Origin of the sequence: Paenarthrobacter sp. A20 (assembly GCF_024168825.1) — a bacterium.
In the GTDB taxonomy this organism is placed as follows: Bacteria; Actinomycetota; Actinomycetes; order Actinomycetales; family Micrococcaceae; genus Arthrobacter.
This window is the reverse complement of record NZ_JALJWH010000001.1, coordinates 2,922,785-2,943,661: the sequence shown is the minus strand read 5'-3', so window position 1 is coordinate 2,943,661 and position 20,877 is coordinate 2,922,785. Positions and strand designations below refer to the sequence as shown.

Genomic DNA, 20,877 nt, shown 5'->3' with positions numbered 1-20,877 from the left:
CGGGGACGACATGTCTGAATCCGTTAACTTGCCCGCCCTCGGTGAGAGTGTCACCGAAGGAACCGTCACCCGCTGGCTCAAGCAGGTTGGTGACCGGGTAGAGATCGACGAGCCGCTGCTCGAGGTTTCAACCGACAAAGTAGACACCGAAATCCCTTCTCCGATCTCAGGCGTCATCGAAGAAATCCTCGTCGCTGAAGACGAGACGGCTGAAGTTGGCGCCCCCTTGGTCCGCATTGGCGACGGCTCCGGCTCTGGCGCTCCTGCTGCAGAAGCTGCGCCGGCTGAGGAAGCACCCGCTGCTCCGGCCGAGCAGGCTGCACCGGCGGAAGAGGCTCCTGCCGCTGAAGAGAACCAGGCACCCGAAGCTCCCGCAGCTTCGGGCGGCGAAGGCCACGAAGTAACCCTCCCCGCGCTGGGCGAGAGCGTTACCGAAGGAACCGTCACCCGATGGCTCAAGGCCGTTGGCGACACCGTAGAGGTCGACGAACCGCTCCTCGAGGTCTCCACGGACAAAGTCGACACCGAGATTCCCTCGCCCGTTGCCGGGACCCTGCAGGAAATCCGCGTCAACGAGGACGAGACTGCCGAGGTTGGTTCCGTCCTGGCCGTGATCGGATCCGGCGCAGCTGCTCCGGCTCCCGCCCAGGCCGCCGCGGCTCCTGCCCAGGCTCCGGCCGCACCGGCAGCAGCACCCGCACCGGCAGCAGCACCCGCTCCGGCGGCCACTCCGGCTCCCGCGGCCGCACCCGCTGCTGCACCCGCACCGGCAGCCACTCCGGCCCCTGCCGCTGCTCCGGCTGCTCCCGCGACTGAAGGTTCTTCGGAATCCGGTTACGTCACTCCCCTGGTCCGCAAGCTTGCCAACCAGCATGGCGTGGACATCGCGTCAGTCTCCGGCACCGGTGTCGGTGGCCGCATCCGCAAGCAGGATGTCCTGGCCGCTGCCGAAGCCAAGCAGGCCGCCGCAGCCCCCGCTGCATCGGCTCCTGCGGCAGCTCCCGCTGCCAAGGCTGCTGCCCCGGTCGTCGCATCGTCGCTGCGCGGGACCACGGAGAAGGCCCCGCGTATCCGCCAGGTCATCGCCCGCCGCATGCGCGAGTCCCTTGAGGTCTCCACCCAGCTGACGCAGGTGCACGAGGTCGACATGACCAAGATCGCCAAGCTGCGCCTCAAGGCCAAGAACTCGTTCCAGGCCCAGAACGGTGTCAAGCTGACCTTCCTGCCGTTCATCGCCAAGGCTGTGGCCGAGGCCCTGAAGCAGCACCCCAAGCTGAACGCTGCTTACGACGAGTCCAAGCAGGAAATCACCTACCACAACGCCGAACACCTGGCGATCGCCGTCGACACCGACAAGGGCCTCCTGGTTCCCGTCATCTCCGACGCCGGTAACCTGAACCTTGCGGGCCTCGCCGGCAAGATCGCCGACGTCGCAGGCCGTACCCGCGACGGCAAGATCGGTCCGGACGAGCTGTCCGGCGGTACGTTCAGCATCACCAACATCGGTTCTGTTGGCGCACTGTTCGACACCCCGATCATCAACCAGCCGCAGGTGGGTATCCTCGGGACCGGCGCGATCGTCAAGCGCGCTGTCGTAGTTGCCGACGAAAATGGCGATGACTCGATCGCCATCCGCTCCATGATGTACCTGTCCCTGACGTATGACCACCGCCTGGTGGACGGCGCGGACGCCGGCCGGTTCCTGCAGACCCTCAAGGCCCGCCTTGAGGAAGGTGCTTTCGAAGCTGACCTTGGTCTCTAGGACTCGGCTTCAGTAGGCGGCGCCTACAGGACAAAAGGGGCAGGCTACCGGGAAAACCGGTGGCCTGCCCCTTTGCTGTACCCACTCGCGCGTGGCTTTGCTACGTGACGTAGAACCAACTGGATAAGCTGGGGGCATGAGTATTCTCTTCAACATTCTGGTGTTCTTGCACATCGTCGGCGCAGCCATGATTGTGGGCTACTGGATCGCCACCCTCAGGGAGCCAACCGTCCACCCGCGTCAGCGCGACGGCGCTTTCCTTCAGCTCCTGACGGGCATCGCAATGATGGGGCTGTTCCCGTTGTTGCCGGACGCCGACCCCAACTACTTCAAGCTTGGCGTTAAGTTCGCCATCGGCGTGGCCGTTGCAGTCCTTGCCGTCATCGGCTCACGCAAGGTAAAGAACGGCGAACCAGTTTCGACTGGTTTGGCCCACGGTGTCGGCGGCCTGGCGTTGGTGAACATCGCAATCGCCACCCTCTGGAACTAGTCCGGGTATCTTCCCCTCGACATTGCCCTGAACCACGGCAGCCGTCCCGCAGTGCATCCATGCACAGCGGGACGGCTGCTGTTTATGGAATTGCTACTCCTGAGCGATGCAGAACTCGTTGCCCTCGGGGTCCTGCATGACGTCCCAGTGGAAATCCGCGATGTCATGTCCCCCGACGAAAGTAGCTCCCAACGACTCAGCCTTTCGCCTCAGAGCCGTGGCATCGTCGTCGTGGAGGTCCAAGTGAAGCCGGCGTCGCCCCTCGGTGGGCGCGGCGACCTGTTGAAACGCCAGTTGGGGGTAGCCGGGTTCCGAGGGCCGCAGCCAGATGAAACCTTCATGTTCTGCGGCAACGGGCATGTTCAGCAGTTTCGACCAGAAGGCGGCCAAGTGGGCGGCATCGACCGCGTTGATCATGATCGACGCGATTCTGGGCCCCCGGCCGTGCGTGCCAATTACCTGTTCTTCGGTATCCATTCGGCCAGTCTAGGGGTCACAATCCACTGACAGCGGAATGGCTGTGCGGTCCGGCAGCATAGTCCATAGGATTGATCCCGGTGGCACCCGCCGAAGGCTGGTTGCCGACTCACAACGACCCCAAGGAGTGGACATGGCAGCAACACGCACCGCACACACGGTTTGGAACGGCAACCTGATTGAAGGCGCCGGCAACACAACGCTGGACAGCTCAGGCCTGGGCACGTTCGATGTCACGTGGAAGGCCCGTACCGAGCAGTCCGGCGGCAAGACCAGCCCCGAGGAACTGATTGCAGCTGCCCACTCCGCATGCTTCTCCATGGCTTTCAGCCACGCCCTTGCTGGTGAAGGTTTCACTGCTGAAGAAGTGCACACCAAGGCTGATGTGACGTTCGTTCCCGGCACCGGCATCACCGGCAGCCACCTGACGATGACTGCCAAGGTTCCGGGTCTTTCAGAAGAGGATTTCCGTCGTATCTCCGAGGACGCCAAGACCGGCTGCCCCGTTTCCGGCGCACTGGCCAGCATCGAGATCACGTTGGATGCCACGCTGGCGGCGTAGCACCACCAAGGCCTGATCAACAGAAGAGCCCCGGCACTTTCCCTCACGGGAAGATGCCGGGGCTCTTCTGTGCCCGACCCGCCTGCTAACCCTTTTGCGGACGCGAGGGCAGTGGTGCCGGCCGCACCTTCCGGTAGCCCTCACGCAGGGGCGGACGATCAGTTGGCAGTTCCTGGATCATTTCCTTGAGCGCGCCGATCCCGTACTCCAGCTGCGGATCTGTTCCTGCAGCGTAGGCGTGGGGTGGGAAGAGCACTTCGATGTCCGGCTCCACCCCGCGGTTTTCAACGTCCCAACCGATCCCGCCACTGAACCAGGTGGCGTAGCGGGGCTGCGTCACACCTGTACCGTCGGCCAGGGCGAAGCGGTTGTCGATGCCCACCACGCCGCCCCAGGTCCGCGTACCGATGACCGGGCCGATGCCCCTGAGCTTGGAAACCTGCGTGATGATGTCACCGTCCGATCCGGCAAATTCGTCGGCCAGGATGATCACAGGGCCCCGCGGCGCATGGTGCGGGTACGTACGCGGCTTCTCTCCGCGCGGCATGCTCCATCCGGTGACCTTCCGTCCGATCAGTTCGGCTACCAGTTGGGACGTATGCCCGCCACGGTTGCGCCGCACGTCCACGATCAGGCCATCCAGCGCAGTTTCGGTGTCGAGATCGCGGTGGAGCTGCGCCCAGCCGTTGGCCATCATGTCCGGGACGTGGAGGTAGCCAAACTTGCCGTCCGAGGCCTCACGTACCGTGCGACGGTTGGCCCTGACCCAATCCTGGTACCGCAACCTCTCCTCGTCACGGACAGGTACCACGGCCACTCGACGCTGTTCACCGGCGGCTTCGCCATGTCCTTCACCGTTCAGAAGCGTCAGCTCGACAGTCCTGCCTGCAGCGCCCGCCAGTTGCATGGCCGGTGTCAAGGCCGCGGAAAGTTCGACGCCGTCAATCGCCAGAAGGACGTCGCCCACCTTCGCGTCCGCTCCGGGACGCGTCAAGGGTGAAGTAGCCAAGGGGTCGGACGACTCCCCCGCCAGAATCCGTGTAATCTCCCAGCCTTGCTTACCGAGTTGCAACTCAGCGCCAAGCCGGCCCTGGCCGTTACGTCCGGGCTCGGTCACTGCGGCCGGCTTAACGTAGGCGTGGGAGGTCCCCAGCTCGCCATGGATCTCCCACAGCAGGTCCACCAGGTCGTCATGGGAACCGAGGCGATCCACCACAGGGCGGTACCGCTTGTACACGGAGTCCCAATCCTGGCCAGCCATGTCGGCAGTCCAGAAGAAGTCCCGCTGGAGGCGCCACGCCTCATCAAACGACTGTCCCCACGCAGCCACGGGGTCAAGGGTGACGCGGACCCTGTTAAGTTCCACCTTCACAAGGTCTCCGGAGTCTTCATCCACCTTGGCGTCAGCAGGCACGGACGTGATCTGTTGGTCGAGGATGTAGACAACCCGTGTCAGGTCGCCCGACAAACGGTATCTGTCCACAGCAGAAACCAGGGTGGTTTGCTTACGCTTTGCCAGGTCATAGCGCACCAACGATGGTGAGCTCTTCTTATCCTGCAGCGTGCCTTTGCCTTCACCGGTGACGCCCGCGAGCTCAGTATCGAGCCACAAGAGTGCGCCGACTCCGACAGCCAACTCCGTGTAATTTCCTTGGGGCACAGGGACTGCGATGACTCGGTGCGCAAGGCCGTCCGGATCGACCCGCACGGCAGGTGCGCCGCCGTCGTCGGACTTGGTCGAGGTGGGCGGGACATCCTCGAGCATGTCAACGGACGGGCCGAACGGTGAAGGGGTGTCCGCGGCCAAGGCAACCAGGTACGGCTTGATCGGGCTCGGGAAGGACAAGTCGAAGGAGTGGCCGTCATATACGGGGTCGAAGCTTCGGTTGGACAGGAAAGCAAGGAACTTACCATCAGGGGTGAACCGCGGCGATTCATCGCAGAAACGCCCATCCGTGACATCAATGATGCCGGCCTCAGCCTCGCCTGGGCGGGCGATCCGGAGTTTGCTCCGCGAGCCAAAGGAAGTGACGGGCTCGGACCATGCGAGCCACTGCGAGTCACCGGACCACGCCAGTTGATCGATGCTGCCCTCACCAACGCTGACCAGCAGGGTCAGGGTGCCCGCCGCAGTATCGGCCACGAAGACGTCACCGAACGCGGTGCCAATGGCCAGCCAGCGGCCGTCCGGGCTGGCTTCCAGGGCACTCGTACGCGTAGGCGACGGGAAATCAATGCGGACGTCACCCGTGTCTTCCGCTGGTACAAGGCCTGTGGGTGTCGCCGATCCGCTCACAGTGTCCGCCGACGGTTCGACCGCCTCGCCGGATTTTTCGCGGGCTGGGTCCCCTTCCGGAGCTGCGCCCCCGTCCGCTGGCTTTATGGGGGTGGTCGTCGGCACCGACGTGCTCCCCTGCCCGAGCACATTCGAGGCGGAGACAGGCTTGGGCAAGGGATCTGAGTCGCCGGCCGGAGCGGGCTCTGGATCAACCTTTGCAGGCACCTCAACAGTTGCGGAAAGACGCGAAGCGATGCGCTTGATGTACACGGCTTCAACGGAGCCGTGGTCAGCGACGTAAGCGATCCGGCCGTCAGTGAGCGGACGTGGCAAGCGGGCGCGGACTCCGGGCGTCGCTTCCACCACCCGTGAAGGACCGTCCTTGTGGCGAAGCCAATGGAGGGTTCCGTGCGCTTCGACGGCACTGGCAGTGCCAGCGGCGTTGGGAACCACATCGCCAAGGTGCGCAGAGGCCTTGAGCGGTGCCGGACGGCGGGCCGGGGACGCTGAACCCAGGGTGATGTTCAGTTTGGCAGCCTCGGCGTCACCGTCAAGCGATGGGATCATCCACAGTTCTCCGGCGGATTCGAAAATCACCCGGCTGCCGTCAGTGCTGGCGTGCCGGACGTAGAAGTCCTCATGGTCGGTGTGCCGGCGCAGCCCCGACCCATCGGGCAGCACGGAGTAGAGGTTTCCGTACCCCTCATGGTCTGACAGGAAAGCGATGCGCCCATTGACCCACAGCGGGTCGGTAACGTTGCCATCCACCTCGGGTACCAATCGGTCGAACTCACCGTTACCGTCGGCGTCGATCCACAGCTTGCCGGCGGTGCCGCCACGGTATCGCTTCCACCATGCCGGCTCGCGGGAAAGGACGCTGGCCAGGACCACGGGCTTCTCATCACCGATTTCGGGACCGAAAGCAACTGCCTCAACGGGACCGAAAGGAAGTTCGACGGCGGCACCGCCGTCAAGCGGGAGGCTGTAGGCATGCGTGTGCCGGCTTTCGGCCTGCTGGAAAGCGCTGGTGACCACCACGTTTCCGGCAGGGGTGAAGCCTTTGACTTTTGTGGTGCTGTGTCCAAAGTAGGTCAACTGCCTGTATCCACCGCCGTCGACCTCTGCCGTCACGACCTCCGGTGACGTCCCAACAATCACCGTCCATACAAGCCGCTTCCCGTCGGGAGTGAAACGGGGGTTCCTGGCTGGCAGTTGCTGCGATGAAACACGCCAGGCACGGCCGCCGGAGAGGGGCGCGATCCAGATGTCATCTTCTGCCACGAAAGTGACCAGATCGCCGTGCACATGCGGGAAACGGAGGTAGCTGGAGGAGGTCATTGTTCGATCATAGTCAAGAGGTGCCCACCCTCAGCCGCACCGACAGGCGTTTCCGCCACACACGCTGCCCATGGTGAGATGGGTCATGAGAATCGTGATGTCCGGAGCGTCGGGAATGATTGGAACTGCACTGTCAGGGCACCTGCGGGGTCAGGGCCATGACGTCATCCGCCTGGTACGGCGACCTGCCAGGGACACTGGTGAATGGACGTGGGACCCGGCGGCGGGAGAACTCGATGAGGCCGTCCTGGACAACACCGATGCCGTCGTCAACCTCTCCGGTGCCGGCATCGGGGACCGTCCGTGGACCAAACGGCGGATACGGGTTCTCCGGGATTCCCGTCTCCAGGCCACCGGGACCCTGACGGCCGCCATGCGACGTCTTGCCAGTCCGCCGGCTACCTTCGTCAGCCAATCCGCGTCCGGTTACTACGGCGCCTCGCGCGAAGGCGTTCTGCGCGAGGATTCGGGCCCCGGCGCAGGCGTGCTGGGCAGTTTGTGTGTTGAGTGGGAGCGCACGGCAAGGACAGCGCCATCGGGCGTGCGGGTAGTGACTCCGAGGACCGGCGTGGTGCTCAGCACCTCCGGAGGCGCACTTGGGCCGCTGCTCCCCTTGCTAAAGCTCGGACTTGGTGGACCGTTTGGGAACGGGCGCCAGTACTGGCCTTGGATAACACTGACCGACGAAGCACGGGCGCTGGCATATCTCCTCACATCCGACATCGATGGACCCGTGAATGTTTGCGCGCCGGAGAGCGCGGATGTCAACGCGATCGTCGCAAGCCTCGCGAAGGCTTTCCACCGGCCTGCCGTCTGCCGTGTCCCCCGGCCTGCCTTGCGTTTGGTTCTCGGACGACTGGCAGATGAACTCGTTCTGGCCAACCAGCGAATGGAGCCCTCCCGCCTGGCGGAGGCTGGTTTCCACTGGCAGCACCCATCGCTCTCTGATGCCATGACCTGGCTGACTCAAGACACCCCGCGCTGACCAGCTCCTCAACTCATCACCCGGCCACACTTGGGCCCAGGATCCCGGATATCCGCCACCGGCCGTTTGTGCGAACCACGTGCAAACGGAGGTCTTGCGGCGAACCGGCGAGCCAGGTGTGTGCCACTGCCCCCGACGAATCGCGTTCCTCAAAGGTCGACGTGGCAACAGTAGCCCCCACCATTACGTCATTGGAGTCCGGGGATCCTTCAACTTTCACTCCGGACAACGTCGTCGAAAACCCGGCGAAAACAGTTCCTGCCTCTTTGAGGTGATCCGCCACCTGGTTGTCGGCAACTTCAGCGGGTGATCCCGGCACGTTGACCAAGGCCAACAGGTCAAGGCGTCCCTGTCCCAAGGCGACATCACGAACGGATGACAATGCCTTTACTGCCGCTGCCGGATCCTCAGCCCGAAGGCCTTCGGCAAGGGCTTCGGGCAGGTCCGCGGCGTGCGCGGCAGCGGTTGAGGATGCTGGGCCGGGTGCTGGCACAAGGCTGGGTGCGCTGCTTCCGATGGCTCCTGCCGGCTGAGTAGAAGACGCCTGGTTCTGCTGCCACGGCAGAGGGCCCTGCTGGGAAACGGTCCACCCACCGGCGCCAATAAGCATGCCGGCTGCCAGGACCAACGCAAGGTTCTTGATCCGGGCGCCCGTGCTTCGACGTCGGCGGCCTTCCGCTCGGATTGTGGCCTCTGGTCCGACCGACGGAAATTGATGGAACCGGCGTATCCACCGTGGTGCGCGGCGGGGTGAACGCCCCAACGCCTCGCGTCGGGTGAGCAGCTCTGGAATGACGGAGGGATGCACGGCTCCGGACAAGTCCAGCGGCTCGGGAGCAGCGCTTCTGAAAATCGCCGTGCCGAGTTCCCGGGCAGTCGGACGTACATGGGGATCGGCGTCAAGCGCAGCCTCCAAAGCAGCCATGAGGGACTTGGGAACATCGGGAACCAGCAGGGACAAAGGTGGGCGGTGCCGGGTGTCCGCCGGGGCGGATCCGGTCAAGCAATACCATCCAACGGCGGCCAGCGAATAGACATCACGCTGTGGCTGCAGTTCGCGCCGGGCATGACCGCCTGCGGGGACGGCTGATGGATCCCTGAAGCCCGGAGTCCCTGCATCCATGACCTGCTGGGCGCCCCCCACCATGGCGGCCACACCGAAGTCTGCAAGCAGTGGCATCCCCTCTGCCGTGAACAACACATTCCCCGGCGACACGTCTCCGTGCACCGCACCGTTGACATGCAGGTAGTCCAGGGCCTGGGCGAGAGGGGTCAGCATGGTCACCGCTTCGCCCACGCGAAGAATGCCCCGCCCGGCCATCAGGTTGGCCAGTGAGCCACCGGCGGCGTAGTCCATGACAATCCCGGCAGTGTCCCCGGCGCCTCCAGTCACAGGCAGGACTTCATGAATTCGAACGAGGTGCTGATGCTTGAAGCTCGCGAGGAGCCTGACCTCCCGCGCAACACCTTCTGTGATGACGCCGCCGCTGCTGCTTTCTCCGCTTGCTCCTCCGCCGCACTTGATCGCAAGACGCACCCCGTCACTGTTCCTTGTCACGAGCCAAACTGTGGAGCTGCTGCCTTGGCCCAATTGGCGGGATATCTGGTAACCCGGAACAAGGGGCACGACACCGGCGGGAATATCCAGTTTTTCCATAGACAAGGTCTACCGGACCAGGGGATTTTCCGCAGAAGTTATCCACAGGGCGCCCGCTTCCGGCAGCTTGCCAACGACAGCGCAGGATGCGACTGAGAGGTTCACCACAAAATCATGGCCACTGTCCTGCTGGGTCTAAGCTTGAACCCATGACTCTTGAGTTTTCAGAACTGGGTCTTGCCCCGGAATTCGTTGATTACATGCAGGGCTGGGACCTGCAGCGCGAGATCCACAACAAAGTTGTTGCGGGCGAGCAGAACAGCACCGTCTTGCTCCTGGAGCACGCTGCCGTCTATACGGCCGGCAAACTCACGGAAGATCACGAGCGTCCCTTTGACGGGACACCCGTTGTTCCCGTGGACCGTGGCGGCAAACTAACGTGGCATGGCCCCGGCCAGCTGATTGCCTACCCCATTCTCAAACTCAAGAACCGCGCCGGTATCCGCGACTATGTGGAACGGCTTGAGGCCACCATGATCGCGGTCATGAGTGACTACGGCATTAACGCAGTCACTGTGAAGGGCCGGGCAGGGGTTTGGATTCTTGCCGATGAAAAGGGTCCGGACCGCAAAATTGCCGCCATCGGCATACGCGTCCTGGACGGTGTCACCATGCACGGTGTCGCCATCAACTGCAGCAATGACCTGGCGCCTTACGCACAGATCATCGCCTGTGGAATCACTGACGCCAGCGTCACCACCATGTCGCTGGAAGCAGGCCGGACCATCAATCCTGCCGACATCGTTGACCGCTTCGTGGAAGAGTTCCGCAAGCATGAAGAAGCACTCGTTTCCACCCCTGAAGGAGCACTCCAGTGACCTTGGCACCTGAAGGCCGTAAGTTGCTGCGCGTTGAGGCGCGTAACGCGGCGGTCCCGGTTGAACGCAAGCCCGAGTGGATCAAGGCCAAGGTCCAGATGGGTCCTGAATTTGTCCAGCTCAAGAACCTGGTGAAGAAGGAAGGCCTGCACACGGTCTGTGAAGAGGCCGGTTGCCCGAACATTTTCGAGTGCTGGGAAGACAAGGAAGCGACGTTCCTGATCGGCGGTTCCGAGTGCACCCGGCGGTGTGATTTCTGCCAGATCGATACCGGTAAACCGTCCCCGGTGGACATGTTCGAGCCCACCAAGGTGGCCCGGAGCGTCCAGGCGATGCAGTTGCGGTACGCCACGGTGACCGGAGTGGCCCGTGATGACCTGGCCGATGAGGGTGTCTGGTTGTACGCCGAAACGGTGAGGAAGATCCACGAACTGAACCCGGGCACGGGGGTGGAGTTGCTGATCCCTGATTTCTCCGGCAAGCCTGAGCACATCGCGGCGATCTGTGATTCCAAGCCTGAGGTGTTCGCGCATAACGTCGAGACGGTGCCGAGGATTTTCAAGCGGATCCGTCCGGCATTCCGGTACGAGCGGTCCCTGGATGTCATCACGCAGGGCCGTGATTTGGGCATGGTGACCAAGTCCAACCTGATCCTGGGCATGGGCGAGACCCGGGAGGAAATCTCCGAGGCGCTGCGGGACCTGCACGAGGCCGGGTGTGATTTGATCACGATCACCCAGTACCTGCGCCCGTCCGAGCGGCACTTGCCGGTGGACCGGTGGGTCAAGCCGCAGGAGTTCGTGGACCTCCAGGAAGAAGCCCAGGAGATCGGTTTCCTTGGTGTGATGTCGGGTCCGTTGGTGCGGTCCTCGTACCGGGCCGGGCGCCTCTGGGCCACCGCGATGCGGAAGAAGGGCTGGGAAATCCCGGCCGCCCTGGCCCACATCGAGTCCTCCGGCACCACCCGCCAGGAAGCCTCCACCATCCTCGCCGCCCACAGTTAGGCACCGCTCCACCATCCCGTCCTCAGCCGCGCCGTGAACACTCAGATGGCGCGGCTGAGTTGACTCACCCGATATAGAAGCGGTTTTTGCCGTCCATCTGATCCAGCTGGAAGCACCAAGCTGCCCTTCCTATGCCGGAAGTGGCTGCATCCAGTTCGCGCTCAAGACTCTGGATGTCCGCGGGCTGTTCGTCGGCAGAGAAGATAAACTCGTCTCCCGCATGGTCATGGCTCAGCTCGGTTTGGGCGGCGGTGTAACCATGCACAGAAGGTCTCGTCCAGAAAATCCCGTTGCCAACAATCCGGGCAGGCACCCCGGCCGCTGTCGAGTTGGACGGGATTTTCTTGGTAATCAGGGCCCTGGCCGCAAGAATGCTGCCCGAACCAACTTTGGCACCTTTGAGGAGCAGGGTGTCCTCCCCCAACCACACGTGATCCCCTACCCAGATGGATTCGCTGGGGTTGACTCGTTGGTGGTGTTCCACGGAATAGATCAGGTGAGGATCAGCCGTCCTGAACGCAACACGCGACGAGAACATTGCGTCCCTGCCAACGATGACGTGCTTGCGCTCGGTGGGAAGTACGCGGGCTTCTGCCGTGAAGGTTGCCCCGGGTCCCAGATAGAACACGGACTCTTCAAATACGGTGGCAATCACTTTGAGGAAGCCATGGGACTTTCGCAGATGAATGACTGAGTCGTTTCCCAGGAAGCGGAGTCTCGTATTTCGTAGGCGGGCACCGTCCTCGACGAACAGGACATTTCCAGTTCCGGCAAATTCAACTGTTGATGCGGTGAATTCGGAGCCGGGGGTGTCCTTGAGATGGACTACGTTATCCCTGACCTTGGAAACGTCCGCGTAGGAGTGGATTACCTGGTTTTTTCGAGCCATGCCATTGCCGCCCGAATCACTGCTGCCCGGCACCGGCCAGCACCGCCTCGGACTCACGGTTCAGAAGGCAAACGTCATCCCAATCAACCGCGGACAGGACCTCCGACGCCTGGACGTACCCGTCTCCGTGGACCACGATGAGCAAGCGCTGAACTCCGGCGGCAATGACGAATCTCAAAGCTACGAGGTCTGCCATGGACCACCCATCCAGCGGTTGGATGACTGCTTTGTAGGCGATCCGCCTGCTGATATCTCCGGAGAGGGCTTCAGCAACCTCTGCTTCGGCATCGGGAACGAAATGAATTTCCATCGTGTCGCCGTCAGACGCGAGGCGATGGCACCGATAGCGGTAGCGGGCAAATGCATCGCCGTCGAGGATGACGTACTCACTGGCTGATTCGGCGTGAAGAGTCAGCGGTTGGGAACTCATCTTGAGCTTTGGGATTCTCGTTCCAGGCTTCACTGGGCCAGGCAACGATCCTGTCCATGTGGTTCCAGTGGCTTCCATGGCGACCACCGAGCTGAGTTGATCGATCGAGTCGTAAGCCGGGAAGAGGCTTTGCTCCATGGATGTGTACTTTACGAAGTTGTAGGAATGTTCCGTCATCAGCTGCAGGAAACGCGTCCTGCCGTTCCATCCCTCAATGAACCAGTTTGCCCCAGTTACTTCAGAGGCTGCGGGGTCAACACGTACTTGAACCTGGACGGTTTGTCCATGGCGGAAGGTACGCAACTCTTCGCAGCCGAACTGTTGGTCAACGGGGCCCTTCAGGAACCTCCGGATGATGCCCAACATGGCAGGCAACGCGGCGCGGGCAACGTCGGAGTGTTGGCCGTCGATGCGGTACTTGGCAAGGTTCGGAACATCGGATATCAGCTCGATCAGCGAGTGATTGCTCAACTCATCCGAATTCGTGTAGAAGTAGTCTATTTTGCGGCCCTCTGCGAAGTATCGCCGGAGGCGGTCTTCCGGTTGATCGGTGTCACGCAACGCAGGGTTTCGGAAGAGGTTGTCCTTGAAGAAGGGCTTGCTGAAGTAGTACGGAAGGTTCATCTGCGGGACTGCAAGCAGCAGGCTGGCATTGGGAAAGTACTTGGCATACTGGATGGCGATAGTGCCGCCTTTGGAAGCGCCGAAGAACAGCATTGCCGCTTGATCAATGTGAAACCGGCTACGCAGCCCGTCAATCGCATGTCGAACACGGTGGTCGAGCGGCCTGCCGGCGTTATCGACCATCATGTAGGAGCCTGCCACCAGGTAGCGGTCTTGAAAGCACACCATGAGGGTGTCTTTCAGATCGGCATCCGTGAGGTCCTTGAGGTAACTCACGGCGTAGGAAATCCGGGTAGTTGAGGGACCGAAACCCGGAAACGTGATCAGCATCTTCTTCGGATTAGTTGTGTTGCCCCGAAGGGAGTAGAAAACATCACCATGCTGTTCCACACCGTACTGGTCATCGTATTTGAGTTGCTGCGGCGTAGTGAAGGCTCCACGCCCAATCTTCAACTCATAGGGAGCGTCAATATCAAGGGTGAAGTGCGAGATATCGTCCGAGGTGACCATGATGTTCCGGTACTCGAGCGGAAAGCCGCGGGCTGGTGGCTCAACCTTGTTTCCATAAACCACTTTCCCGTCCTGAAAGAGTCGGAATGGTTTGCCCTTCCAGGACTCCCAGCCGCCGATCGTCAGCTTGGCGAAGTAGATGCCTGGGGGAAGGCTTTCAGAGGCAATGCGGCGGATTCTGCCCTCCAGGCCTTTGGCCTTGATGATCCGCCGCACCGGTGAATCAGCGCGGGATGCCAAGAGTGCCCGGGCGAACTCCAAGCCTGCCGGCGAGTATGCAGCCGCCCTGCCGACCTTGGTGATGCTCCGTTTGAAGCCACGAATCAACGTCATCAGAGACTCAACATCCTTTCCACTATTTTCTCGTTGATGCGTGCCGGATCCACGCCTTCGAAGAAACGTTCGCGACGCTGGATGAACTTGGGATCCGTGTCCGCGAAGCCTTCCTGGATGATGTGCTCCACAACCTCGGCGTGCTCACTGAACACCGGTCCCAGCCCGTCGTCGACGTAGTCCAAGCGACTTTCATACGGCTGATCCCGGAAGAAATCCGCAGCGTCCCAGTGGTAATACACAATGGGAGTGCCAATGAAGGCGGCATCAAGGGCGGCGGAGCTGTAGTCAGTCAGCACCATTTCGGCCGAACGGATAGCCTCGCGGTAGCTCAAATCCGACTGCACGACGCGTTCAGAGAACCTGAACTGCCCGGCGCGTTTTTCCACATTGGGGTGCAGTTTTACGTGCATCACGCGGTCCGTGTCCTCAAGGAACTCCAGCAGCGCGGGGTCAGACAGCAGCTTGTCGATGGCGCGGAAGTACGTCGACTGGGCGAAGTGCTCCGATGACGACTGATGCAGGTTGAAACGCCACGTAGGCATAAAGAGGAGATGCTGCTGCCCGTGGGCGTTGCGCGCCAAGGACTGGTATCGGGGCAGTCCGGAGTTGAGGGTCTCGACCGGGGCGAGCCTGCTCATGTAGTCCGCTTCAATCCGGCCTGTGGCAACGAAAACGTCAAAGTACTTGGAGAGCACCCAATCGGACATGTCATTGAGCTGGATACCGTGCTGGAGATAAACAAAGCGGGAGTTCGCGAACGACTTGCCTCTGTACCTGATGCTGTAAATCTGCGATGAGACCACGAGATCGGACACCAGGAATTTCTCGTAGAACTCCTTCGTGAAGATGGGGATCAGCTTGAAGCCCTTACTCTCCAGACGCTCCCAGTCAGGAGACTTAGGGTTGAGCGCGAAGTATGCCTGGTTGAACTCCGGATGATTCTTTGTGAAGTACTCGTAGAGGTGCTCGGCGTTGTCGTCTGCCTGCAGCGGCCGGTCGAAGAACAAAATCGTGGAGGACGGACCGATAGGCCGGTTGTAGAAGTTGTAGCTCCCGGGCCTGGCGTGGCCGGACCTGAGGTTTCGCGCCAGGTAACACCTCTCGATGGTCAGAATCTCTTCGTTGAAGAGCAACTCATACAGCGGCAACGCGTTTTCATCGCTGTCCGCCTTATCGCGGAAGACCAAATACGCGTCCTTATCGCTCAGTTGCTTATAGAACTGCTTGTTGGCAGCCGGATCGTCCAGCCATCGGATCCAGGCCGCCTCGAAGGGCTGCAGCGGTTCAACCAACGCCAGCAGGTCGATCAGATCGAAGCCGCGAATCAGCTCACGTAGATGGCTCAAGCTGATCGATGTTGCCTTTTGTCCCCGCATTCCCCGCAGGAACAGCGCAACATAGCGCAAGAGGTGCAGCCTGACTTCCTTGGCTGAAGTCGGGATTACCGGAGCCAAGCGGCTTGCTTCCCCCGTTATGTGAAGCCCTATGGCTGCCTTCGTGTCCGAGGCCATCGAGAAGCCCGTGTTCAGCGGCTTAACCTTCGCAATGGACCAGTACATCCGGTAGCTGATGTAGATGGCGGATCGATCCACATCGCCCAGCGCCTCCAGCGCGTCGGCCAGCCGCCTGGTATTGAAAGCAACGCCAAAGACGTCAGTGTCGCGGGAGTAGAGGTATGCCTCGTCAATCTTGGTGCCGGCCACGTTCTTGGCAATGGCTCCGGTGTAGACAACCGGCTCGGCGAGATAGACAGTGCGTGTCCGCAAATACTCGAAAATGGTACTCACATAGTTCGCGGACAGGAGATGGGAGGTACGCATGAAGATGACGTACTTGCTCTCGATCTCCTCGCAGAGCTGTGAGATGCCGGCCGTCGTCAATGGCTTCTCCACGTGGAGGATGGCGAATTGCGACTCCAGGCGCAGGCGCGCGGCCAGCAGTCGTCGGTACATGGCTGACTCGCGGTCAAGCTGTCCCGTTTCCTCAAGGACGATGGTTAGCAGTGGCGGCAGATCGGGCATTTGGTTCCTATGGGGTCGAACGTGTAGAGGGCGCACTGATGTCGAGGACCCCAGGGGGTTCCTCGTTGATCAGTACGCATCGCAAGAGCACTCCGTGGCATTAACGTCGAGGCACTCCGCAGCTGGGACTCACTATGGACAAGTGCCGCTTCGCGTTGAATCATGACGGAGAAATCAAAAAGGAATCCCCATGTGTGGGAGGCCGGCCACCAGCTGGTGCCGTCGCGCCGTACCCCGCACCCGGTGTCGCCTTCGGCAACGCGTCCAGCGTCTGGGCGTACATCACGTAGAATTAACGCACTATGGCGAACTCCCCTGATTCCAACAAATCGACCCCCTCGGCCGACGCACCCAAGCGTGGGCTGTTCCAGCGCAAGCCCAAGGAAGCCAAGGCAAAGAAGCCTAGCCAGCTGAAGCAGATCGCTGAAGTCTTCAAGATGACGCGGCGGAACGATCCCCAGGTCGTGTGGATCATGGTGCTCGCCTTCCTTGCCGTCGTGGCTATGGCCTTCCTCATCGGCTTCCTCCTGGAAAACTGGGTCACCGGCCTGATCATCGGCATTCCCCTTGGCCTGTTGGCTGCGGTGTTCATTCTTTCCCGCCGTGCGGAAAAGGCAGCTTTCGCGCAAATCGAGAACCAGCCAGGCGCATCCGGTGCAGCGTTGGGAACGCTTCGTCGCGGATGGGTCACACAGGACCAGCCCGTGGCAGTCAATCCACGTACCCAGGACGCGGTGTTCATGGCCATTGGCCGGGCCGGTGTAGTCCTGGTGAGCGAAGGACCCTCGCACCGCGTCAAGCCCCTCGTGGATGCCGAGCGCAAGCGCTTGGCCCGGATTCTCCCGAACGTCACGATCCACGTCCTCGAATCCGGACGCGGAGAGGGACAGGTGCCGCTGAACAAACTGGCCAAGACCATGGGCAAGCTCAAGAAGGAGCTCACCAAGATCGAAGTCAACGCTGTCAGCAAGCGCATTAACTCCCTGGGTAACCGTCTCCCGATCCCCAAGGGCATTGACCCCTACAAGGCACGCCCGGACCGCAAGGCCGCGCGCGGACGCTGACGACCATAACGAAAAACCGCCCCTCCTCTCATACAGAGGAGGGGCGGTTTCTGTTTGCCGCGCTTCGTTATGGGGAACGGATGCTACATCCGGATGAGAATCGTGTTCATGGCTTTGTCGTGCAGGCCTCGTTGATCGGGATCGAACACGACAGCCGGAATGACCAAGCACAGGAGCAGTGTCCGCACTACGGCAGCCACCGGACCTGCGGGACCGCCGCCCAAGCGGACCACATGGATACCGGCGATCCTGTGGCCGATGCTGTAGCCCAGCGTGCCAATCAAGAGAATCTGTTCCGCAGCGAAGATGGCGAGCGTAGCCCACTGGTTTCCGCCGAAGGCAAAGTTGCTGATCAACAGTGCGATCGTCCAATCCACCACGATGCCCAGGATGCGGCGACCAGCACGCGCAATGGAGCCCGGGCCGGACTCGGGCAGACCAAGTCGTTCGCCGGGATACTTGGAGATTCCGGACGTGTCCGGACCGCTCAACCAGGAGCCAATGTCTTTTCGATCTACCACACCTCAAGCCTAACGGCTGGCCTGCCTGCTGTCCGACTCACCGCAAACAGGCGCCGGCATCCAAGGTCCTTGGGAAGCGTGCGGTGTTCGCCCATCGGACCGGCTTGGACCAGACACGGGAAAGCCGACTACCGTTTACACGACAGATGATTCTGTAACCTGCCGGAAACAATACCGACACCCCCGGGAAATCCCATCTCCCTAAGGTGGTAGGAGTTGCCAGCCACCATGGCAAGGGGATCTTTTTGTGTCTCCGGAGCTTTGGTATGGGCTGCACCACGCGGCCTTCCGGGCCTGTTACTTGATATGCATAAGGAGCATAGATGTTCAAGACTGCGGACGAAGTCCTCAAGTTCATCAAAGACGAAGACGTCAAATTCGTCGATATCCGCTTCACCGACCTTCCTGGTGTCCAGCAGCACTTCAACGTGCCGGCCAAGAGCGTGGACCTCGATTTCTTCGTCCACGGCCAGCTCTTTGACGGATCTTCCATCCGCGGCTTCCAGGGCATCGCTGAGTCCGACATGCAGCTCATCCCGGATGTGACCTCGGCCTTCATCGACACCTTCCGCATCGAGAAGACGCTCGCGCTGAACTTCTCCATCGTGAACCCCCGCACAGGCGACCCCTACCACCGCGACCCGCGTGGTGTAGCCGAAAAGGCTGAAGCGTACCTGGCATCCACAGGCATCGCCGACACCGCCTTCTTCGCTCCCGAAGCCGAGTTCTTCGTCTTCGACAACATCCAGTACGAGTCCTCCCCGCAGGGCAGCTTCTACAAGATCGACTCTGAAGAAGCACACTGGAACACCGGCCGCAAGGAAGAGGGCGGAAACCTCGGTTACAAGACCCCCGTCAAGGGCGGTTACTTCCCGGTCTCCCCCACCGACAAGCAGGCCGACCTTCGCGACGCCATGTGCATCGAACTGGACAAGGCCGGCCTTGAGGTCGAGCGCTCCCACCACGAAGTTGGATCCGCTGGCCAGGCCGAGATCAACTACAAGTTCACCACGCTGACCGCGGCTGCTGATGACCTGCAGAAGTTCAAGTACATCATCAAGAACACTGCGGATGCTTGGGGCAAGTCCGTCACGTTCATGCCGAAGCCTGTCTTCGGTGACAACGGCTCGGGCATGCACTGCCACCAGTCGCTCTGGAGCAACGGCGACCCGCTGTTCTATGACGAGAAGGGCTACGCGGGCCTCTCCGACATGGCTCGCTGGTACATCGGCGGCCTGCTGAAGCACTCCTCCGCCGTCCTTGCTTTCACCAACCCGACGGTCAACTCCTACCGCCGCCTGGTCAAGGGCTTCGAAGCTCCCGTGAACATGGTCTACTCGCAGGGCAACCGCTCCGCCGGTATCCGCATCCCGATCACGGGCACCAACCCGAAGGCCAAGCGCATTGAATTCCGCGCTCCGGACCCCTCCTCCAACCCGTACCTGGCGTTCGCAGCCCAGCTGATGGCCGGCATCGACGGCATCCGCAACCGCATCGAACCCCCGGCCCCCATCGACAAGGACCTCTACGAGCTCCCTGCCGAAGAAGCCAAGGACATCCCCAAGGCTCCGGGCTCCCTGGAAGAAGCACTCGAGGCTCTCCGCGAGGACAACGAATTCCTGCAGGCCGGCGGCGTCTTCACCCAGGACCTCATCGACACTTGGATCGACTACAAGTACGAGAATGAGATCCGCCCGCTGTCACTGCGCCCGAACCCGTACGAGTTCGAGCTCTACTACGGCGTCTAGGCACCAACGCCTGCGATAACAAAAGGCCATCCCCCGGGTCCACATGGACCGGGGGGATGGCCTTTTTGTGCAGAGCCTTTTTATTTGTGCAGATCCTTTTTGCGCAGCACAATGGACCAGCCCCTGCACCGTTGGGGCTCACTGCCCCGCCGGAAGGGCGAGCCTCGAGCGGTCAGTGCTTGGTTCTTGGAGCTTGACCGGTTTCTTCCGGCGCTGCGCAGTCAGCACAGAACACCCGGTCTGTTTCCTCACCGCAGCACTGGCAGCGATGGAGCAGGGCCGCTGGTTCAATCACATACGTTGTCATACCGACCATGCTGCCCTCGCAGCACTGGAGGGGGCACGAGTAGCGTGTACTCGTTTTTTCGGCTGCCGGACGCGGCGACTACTTGGATTCGAGGAAGCGCAGCCCCTCGGCAAAGGCCGAACCGTGGCCTTCGACTCCCCCAGGTCCTAGAGCAGGTTCGTGGTCGGAGAAGGTGGCAAAGCACCGGCGGCAAGCAAAAGTGCCGGCGCGGCCATGCCGCGAGGACCAATGGGGACCTGCCTGCTCACAACGGAAACAGCACACGTTGGAGAAAGCGGCACCCTCCGAATCCACCATGATTGTCACGGGAGAATCGTAATCGACACTGCCCGCCCCGGAACAGACCCCTCTACTGCTTTCCATACTTCTGTGCACGGCCTTCTTGCTGACGCCGAGGCAAACGGCTGTGGCCTCCCAGGACAGGCCTGACTGGCGCGCCGCCCGCACCAAGGAAGCCTCCCGCCGCCATTGACAAGGTCATCGTTAGGCGAATGCCTTGTGCATGATTCGCTGCGGACCGGAACTCCCACCCTGATACCGGCCCGCATCCAGGAATCCGGCGTTGCGATAGGCGGCCTGGCCCGCCGGATTATGTTCGTTGACGGAGAGCACGACGCCGGCCTGGCCGCCACCCAGCCGGCCAGTCAGCTTGCGCGCTTCCTCCACTGCCGCACGCGCCGCCCTGGAACCGAGGCCCCGCCCCTGGTTTCCGGTGTCGATGAGAAGCCCCCTCAGGAGCCACGCGGACTCGTCGTCGGGCCACCCCGCCAGTCGCGCAGCGCCGGTCTGGAGGGTCAGCACGCCTACGGCCTCCCCGCCGGACTCGATGACATACGGCAACCGGGATTCTTCCTCCAGGCCGATCAGCATCATGCGGAGCGGGTCGCCGACGAACTCACGCTGCCCCTCCCCGACGGACAGCATGGCCACCTCCCCAAGGTGAATGGCCCGCGAGTCGTCGTCCAGGAGTTTGAGCGGGATGAGCCACACATCACCCACATCAGTTTGATCAATGATGATTGAAATCTCTTCACCCGAGTCATATTCAAGCATTAG

At 61.7% G+C, this 20,877-nt stretch carries 16 protein-coding genes; 8 read left to right on the top strand and 8 right to left on the bottom strand.

Annotation, left to right across the window (positions count from 1 at the left end):
* The first annotated feature begins 10 nt into the window (after window positions 1-10).
* Window positions 11-1,762: a 2-oxoglutarate dehydrogenase, E2 component, dihydrolipoamide succinyltransferase gene (gene sucB, locus J3D46_RS13670; RefSeq protein WP_231338992.1), complete on the top strand. Its 1,752-nt coding sequence runs from the start codon at window positions 11-13 to the stop codon at window positions 1,760-1,762.
* Window positions 1,763-1,898: 136 nt separating this feature from the next.
* The gene (locus J3D46_RS13665) at window positions 1,899-2,252 is read left to right on the top strand and encodes a hypothetical protein (RefSeq protein WP_090825484.1); all 354 of its coding nucleotides are present in this window, start codon (window positions 1,899-1,901) and stop codon (window positions 2,250-2,252) included.
* A 93-nt stretch (window positions 2,253-2,345) separates the two neighbouring features.
* Here J3D46_RS13665 and J3D46_RS13660 read toward each other — a convergent pair whose 3' ends face one another.
* Entirely contained in the window at window positions 2,346-2,729 is a 384-nt protein-coding gene (locus J3D46_RS13660) for a VOC family protein (RefSeq protein WP_231343498.1), read from the bottom strand.
* Between the two features lie 133 nt (window positions 2,730-2,862).
* On the opposite strand from J3D46_RS13660, the gene J3D46_RS13655 reads away from it, so the two are divergent.
* Window positions 2,863-3,291: an OsmC family protein gene (locus J3D46_RS13655; protein WP_159709070.1), complete on the top strand. Its 429-nt coding sequence runs from the start codon at window positions 2,863-2,865 to the stop codon at window positions 3,289-3,291.
* An 85-nt stretch (window positions 3,292-3,376) separates the two neighbouring features.
* On the opposite strand, the gene J3D46_RS13650 is transcribed toward J3D46_RS13655, so the two are convergent.
* Window positions 3,377-6,907 (bottom strand): S41 family peptidase, encoded by a 3,531-nt coding sequence (locus tag J3D46_RS13650; RefSeq protein WP_231343441.1) that lies wholly within the window; start codon window positions 6,905-6,907, stop codon window positions 3,377-3,379.
* 85 nt (window positions 6,908-6,992) lie between these two features.
* On the opposite strand from J3D46_RS13650, the gene J3D46_RS13645 reads away from it, so the two are divergent.
* Entirely contained in the window at window positions 6,993-7,892 is a 900-nt protein-coding gene (locus J3D46_RS13645) for a TIGR01777 family oxidoreductase (protein WP_231343440.1), read from the top strand.
* A 16-nt stretch (window positions 7,893-7,908) separates the two neighbouring features.
* On the opposite strand, the gene J3D46_RS13640 is transcribed toward J3D46_RS13645, so the two are convergent.
* Entirely contained in the window at window positions 7,909-9,549 is a 1,641-nt protein-coding gene (locus J3D46_RS13640; RefSeq protein WP_256491339.1) for a serine/threonine-protein kinase, read from the bottom strand.
* A 149-nt stretch (window positions 9,550-9,698) separates the two neighbouring features.
* On the opposite strand from J3D46_RS13640, the gene lipB reads away from it, so the two are divergent.
* Both lipB and lipA read left to right on the top strand, forming a co-directional pair.
* Window positions 9,699-10,367 (top strand): lipoyl(octanoyl) transferase LipB, encoded by a 669-nt coding sequence (gene lipB, locus J3D46_RS13635; RefSeq protein ID WP_231343438.1) that lies wholly within the window; start codon window positions 9,699-9,701, stop codon window positions 10,365-10,367.
* Window positions 10,364-11,371, top strand: coding sequence for a lipoyl synthase (gene lipA, locus J3D46_RS13630; protein ID WP_253465067.1), 1,008 nt, complete (start codon window positions 10,364-10,366; stop codon window positions 11,369-11,371). Before lipB ends, lipA begins: the two co-directional genes overlap by 4 nt.
* 64 nt (window positions 11,372-11,435) lie before the next feature.
* Here the strand turns inward: lipA and J3D46_RS13625 are convergent, their stop codons facing one another.
* Genes J3D46_RS13625 through J3D46_RS13615 form a run of 3 tightly spaced genes read right to left on the bottom strand, consistent with a single transcriptional unit; the run spans window position 11,436 to window position 16,181 of the window.
* Window positions 11,436-12,260 (bottom strand): acyltransferase, encoded by an 825-nt coding sequence (locus tag J3D46_RS13625; RefSeq protein WP_253467714.1) that lies wholly within the window; start codon window positions 12,258-12,260, stop codon window positions 11,436-11,438.
* A 16-nt stretch (window positions 12,261-12,276) separates the two neighbouring features.
* Window positions 12,277-14,157 (bottom strand): hypothetical protein, encoded by a 1,881-nt coding sequence (locus J3D46_RS13620; RefSeq protein ID WP_253467711.1) that lies wholly within the window; start codon window positions 14,155-14,157, stop codon window positions 12,277-12,279.
* Entirely contained in the window at window positions 14,157-16,181 is a 2,025-nt protein-coding gene (locus J3D46_RS13615) for a CDP-glycerol glycerophosphotransferase family protein (RefSeq protein ID WP_253467708.1), read from the bottom strand. The genes J3D46_RS13620 and J3D46_RS13615 overlap by 1 nt, the downstream gene beginning before the upstream one ends.
* Before the next feature lie 302 nt (window positions 16,182-16,483).
* On the opposite strand from J3D46_RS13615, the gene J3D46_RS13610 reads away from it, so the two are divergent.
* Entirely contained in the window at window positions 16,484-17,245 is a 762-nt protein-coding gene (locus J3D46_RS13610; protein WP_253467705.1) for a DUF4191 domain-containing protein, read from the top strand.
* Window positions 17,246-17,328: 83 nt separating this feature from the next.
* On the opposite strand, the gene J3D46_RS13605 is transcribed toward J3D46_RS13610, so the two are convergent.
* Window positions 17,329-17,766 carry an RDD family protein gene (locus J3D46_RS13605; RefSeq protein WP_253467702.1) on the bottom strand — a complete coding sequence of 146 codons (438 nt, stop codon included), beginning with the start codon at window positions 17,764-17,766 and terminating at the stop codon, window positions 17,329-17,331.
* A gap of 323 nt (window positions 17,767-18,089) precedes the next feature.
* On the opposite strand from J3D46_RS13605, the gene glnA reads away from it, so the two are divergent.
* Window positions 18,090-19,514: a type I glutamate--ammonia ligase gene (glnA, locus tag J3D46_RS13600; RefSeq protein ID WP_024820496.1), complete on the top strand. Its 1,425-nt coding sequence runs from the start codon at window positions 18,090-18,092 to the stop codon at window positions 19,512-19,514.
* Between the two features lie 790 nt (window positions 19,515-20,304).
* On the opposite strand, the gene J3D46_RS13590 is transcribed toward glnA, so the two are convergent.
* Window positions 20,305-20,874, bottom strand: coding sequence for a GNAT family N-acetyltransferase (locus tag J3D46_RS13590; RefSeq protein WP_253467699.1), 570 nt, complete (start codon window positions 20,872-20,874; stop codon window positions 20,305-20,307).
* Window positions 20,875-20,877: the final 3 nt, after the last annotated feature.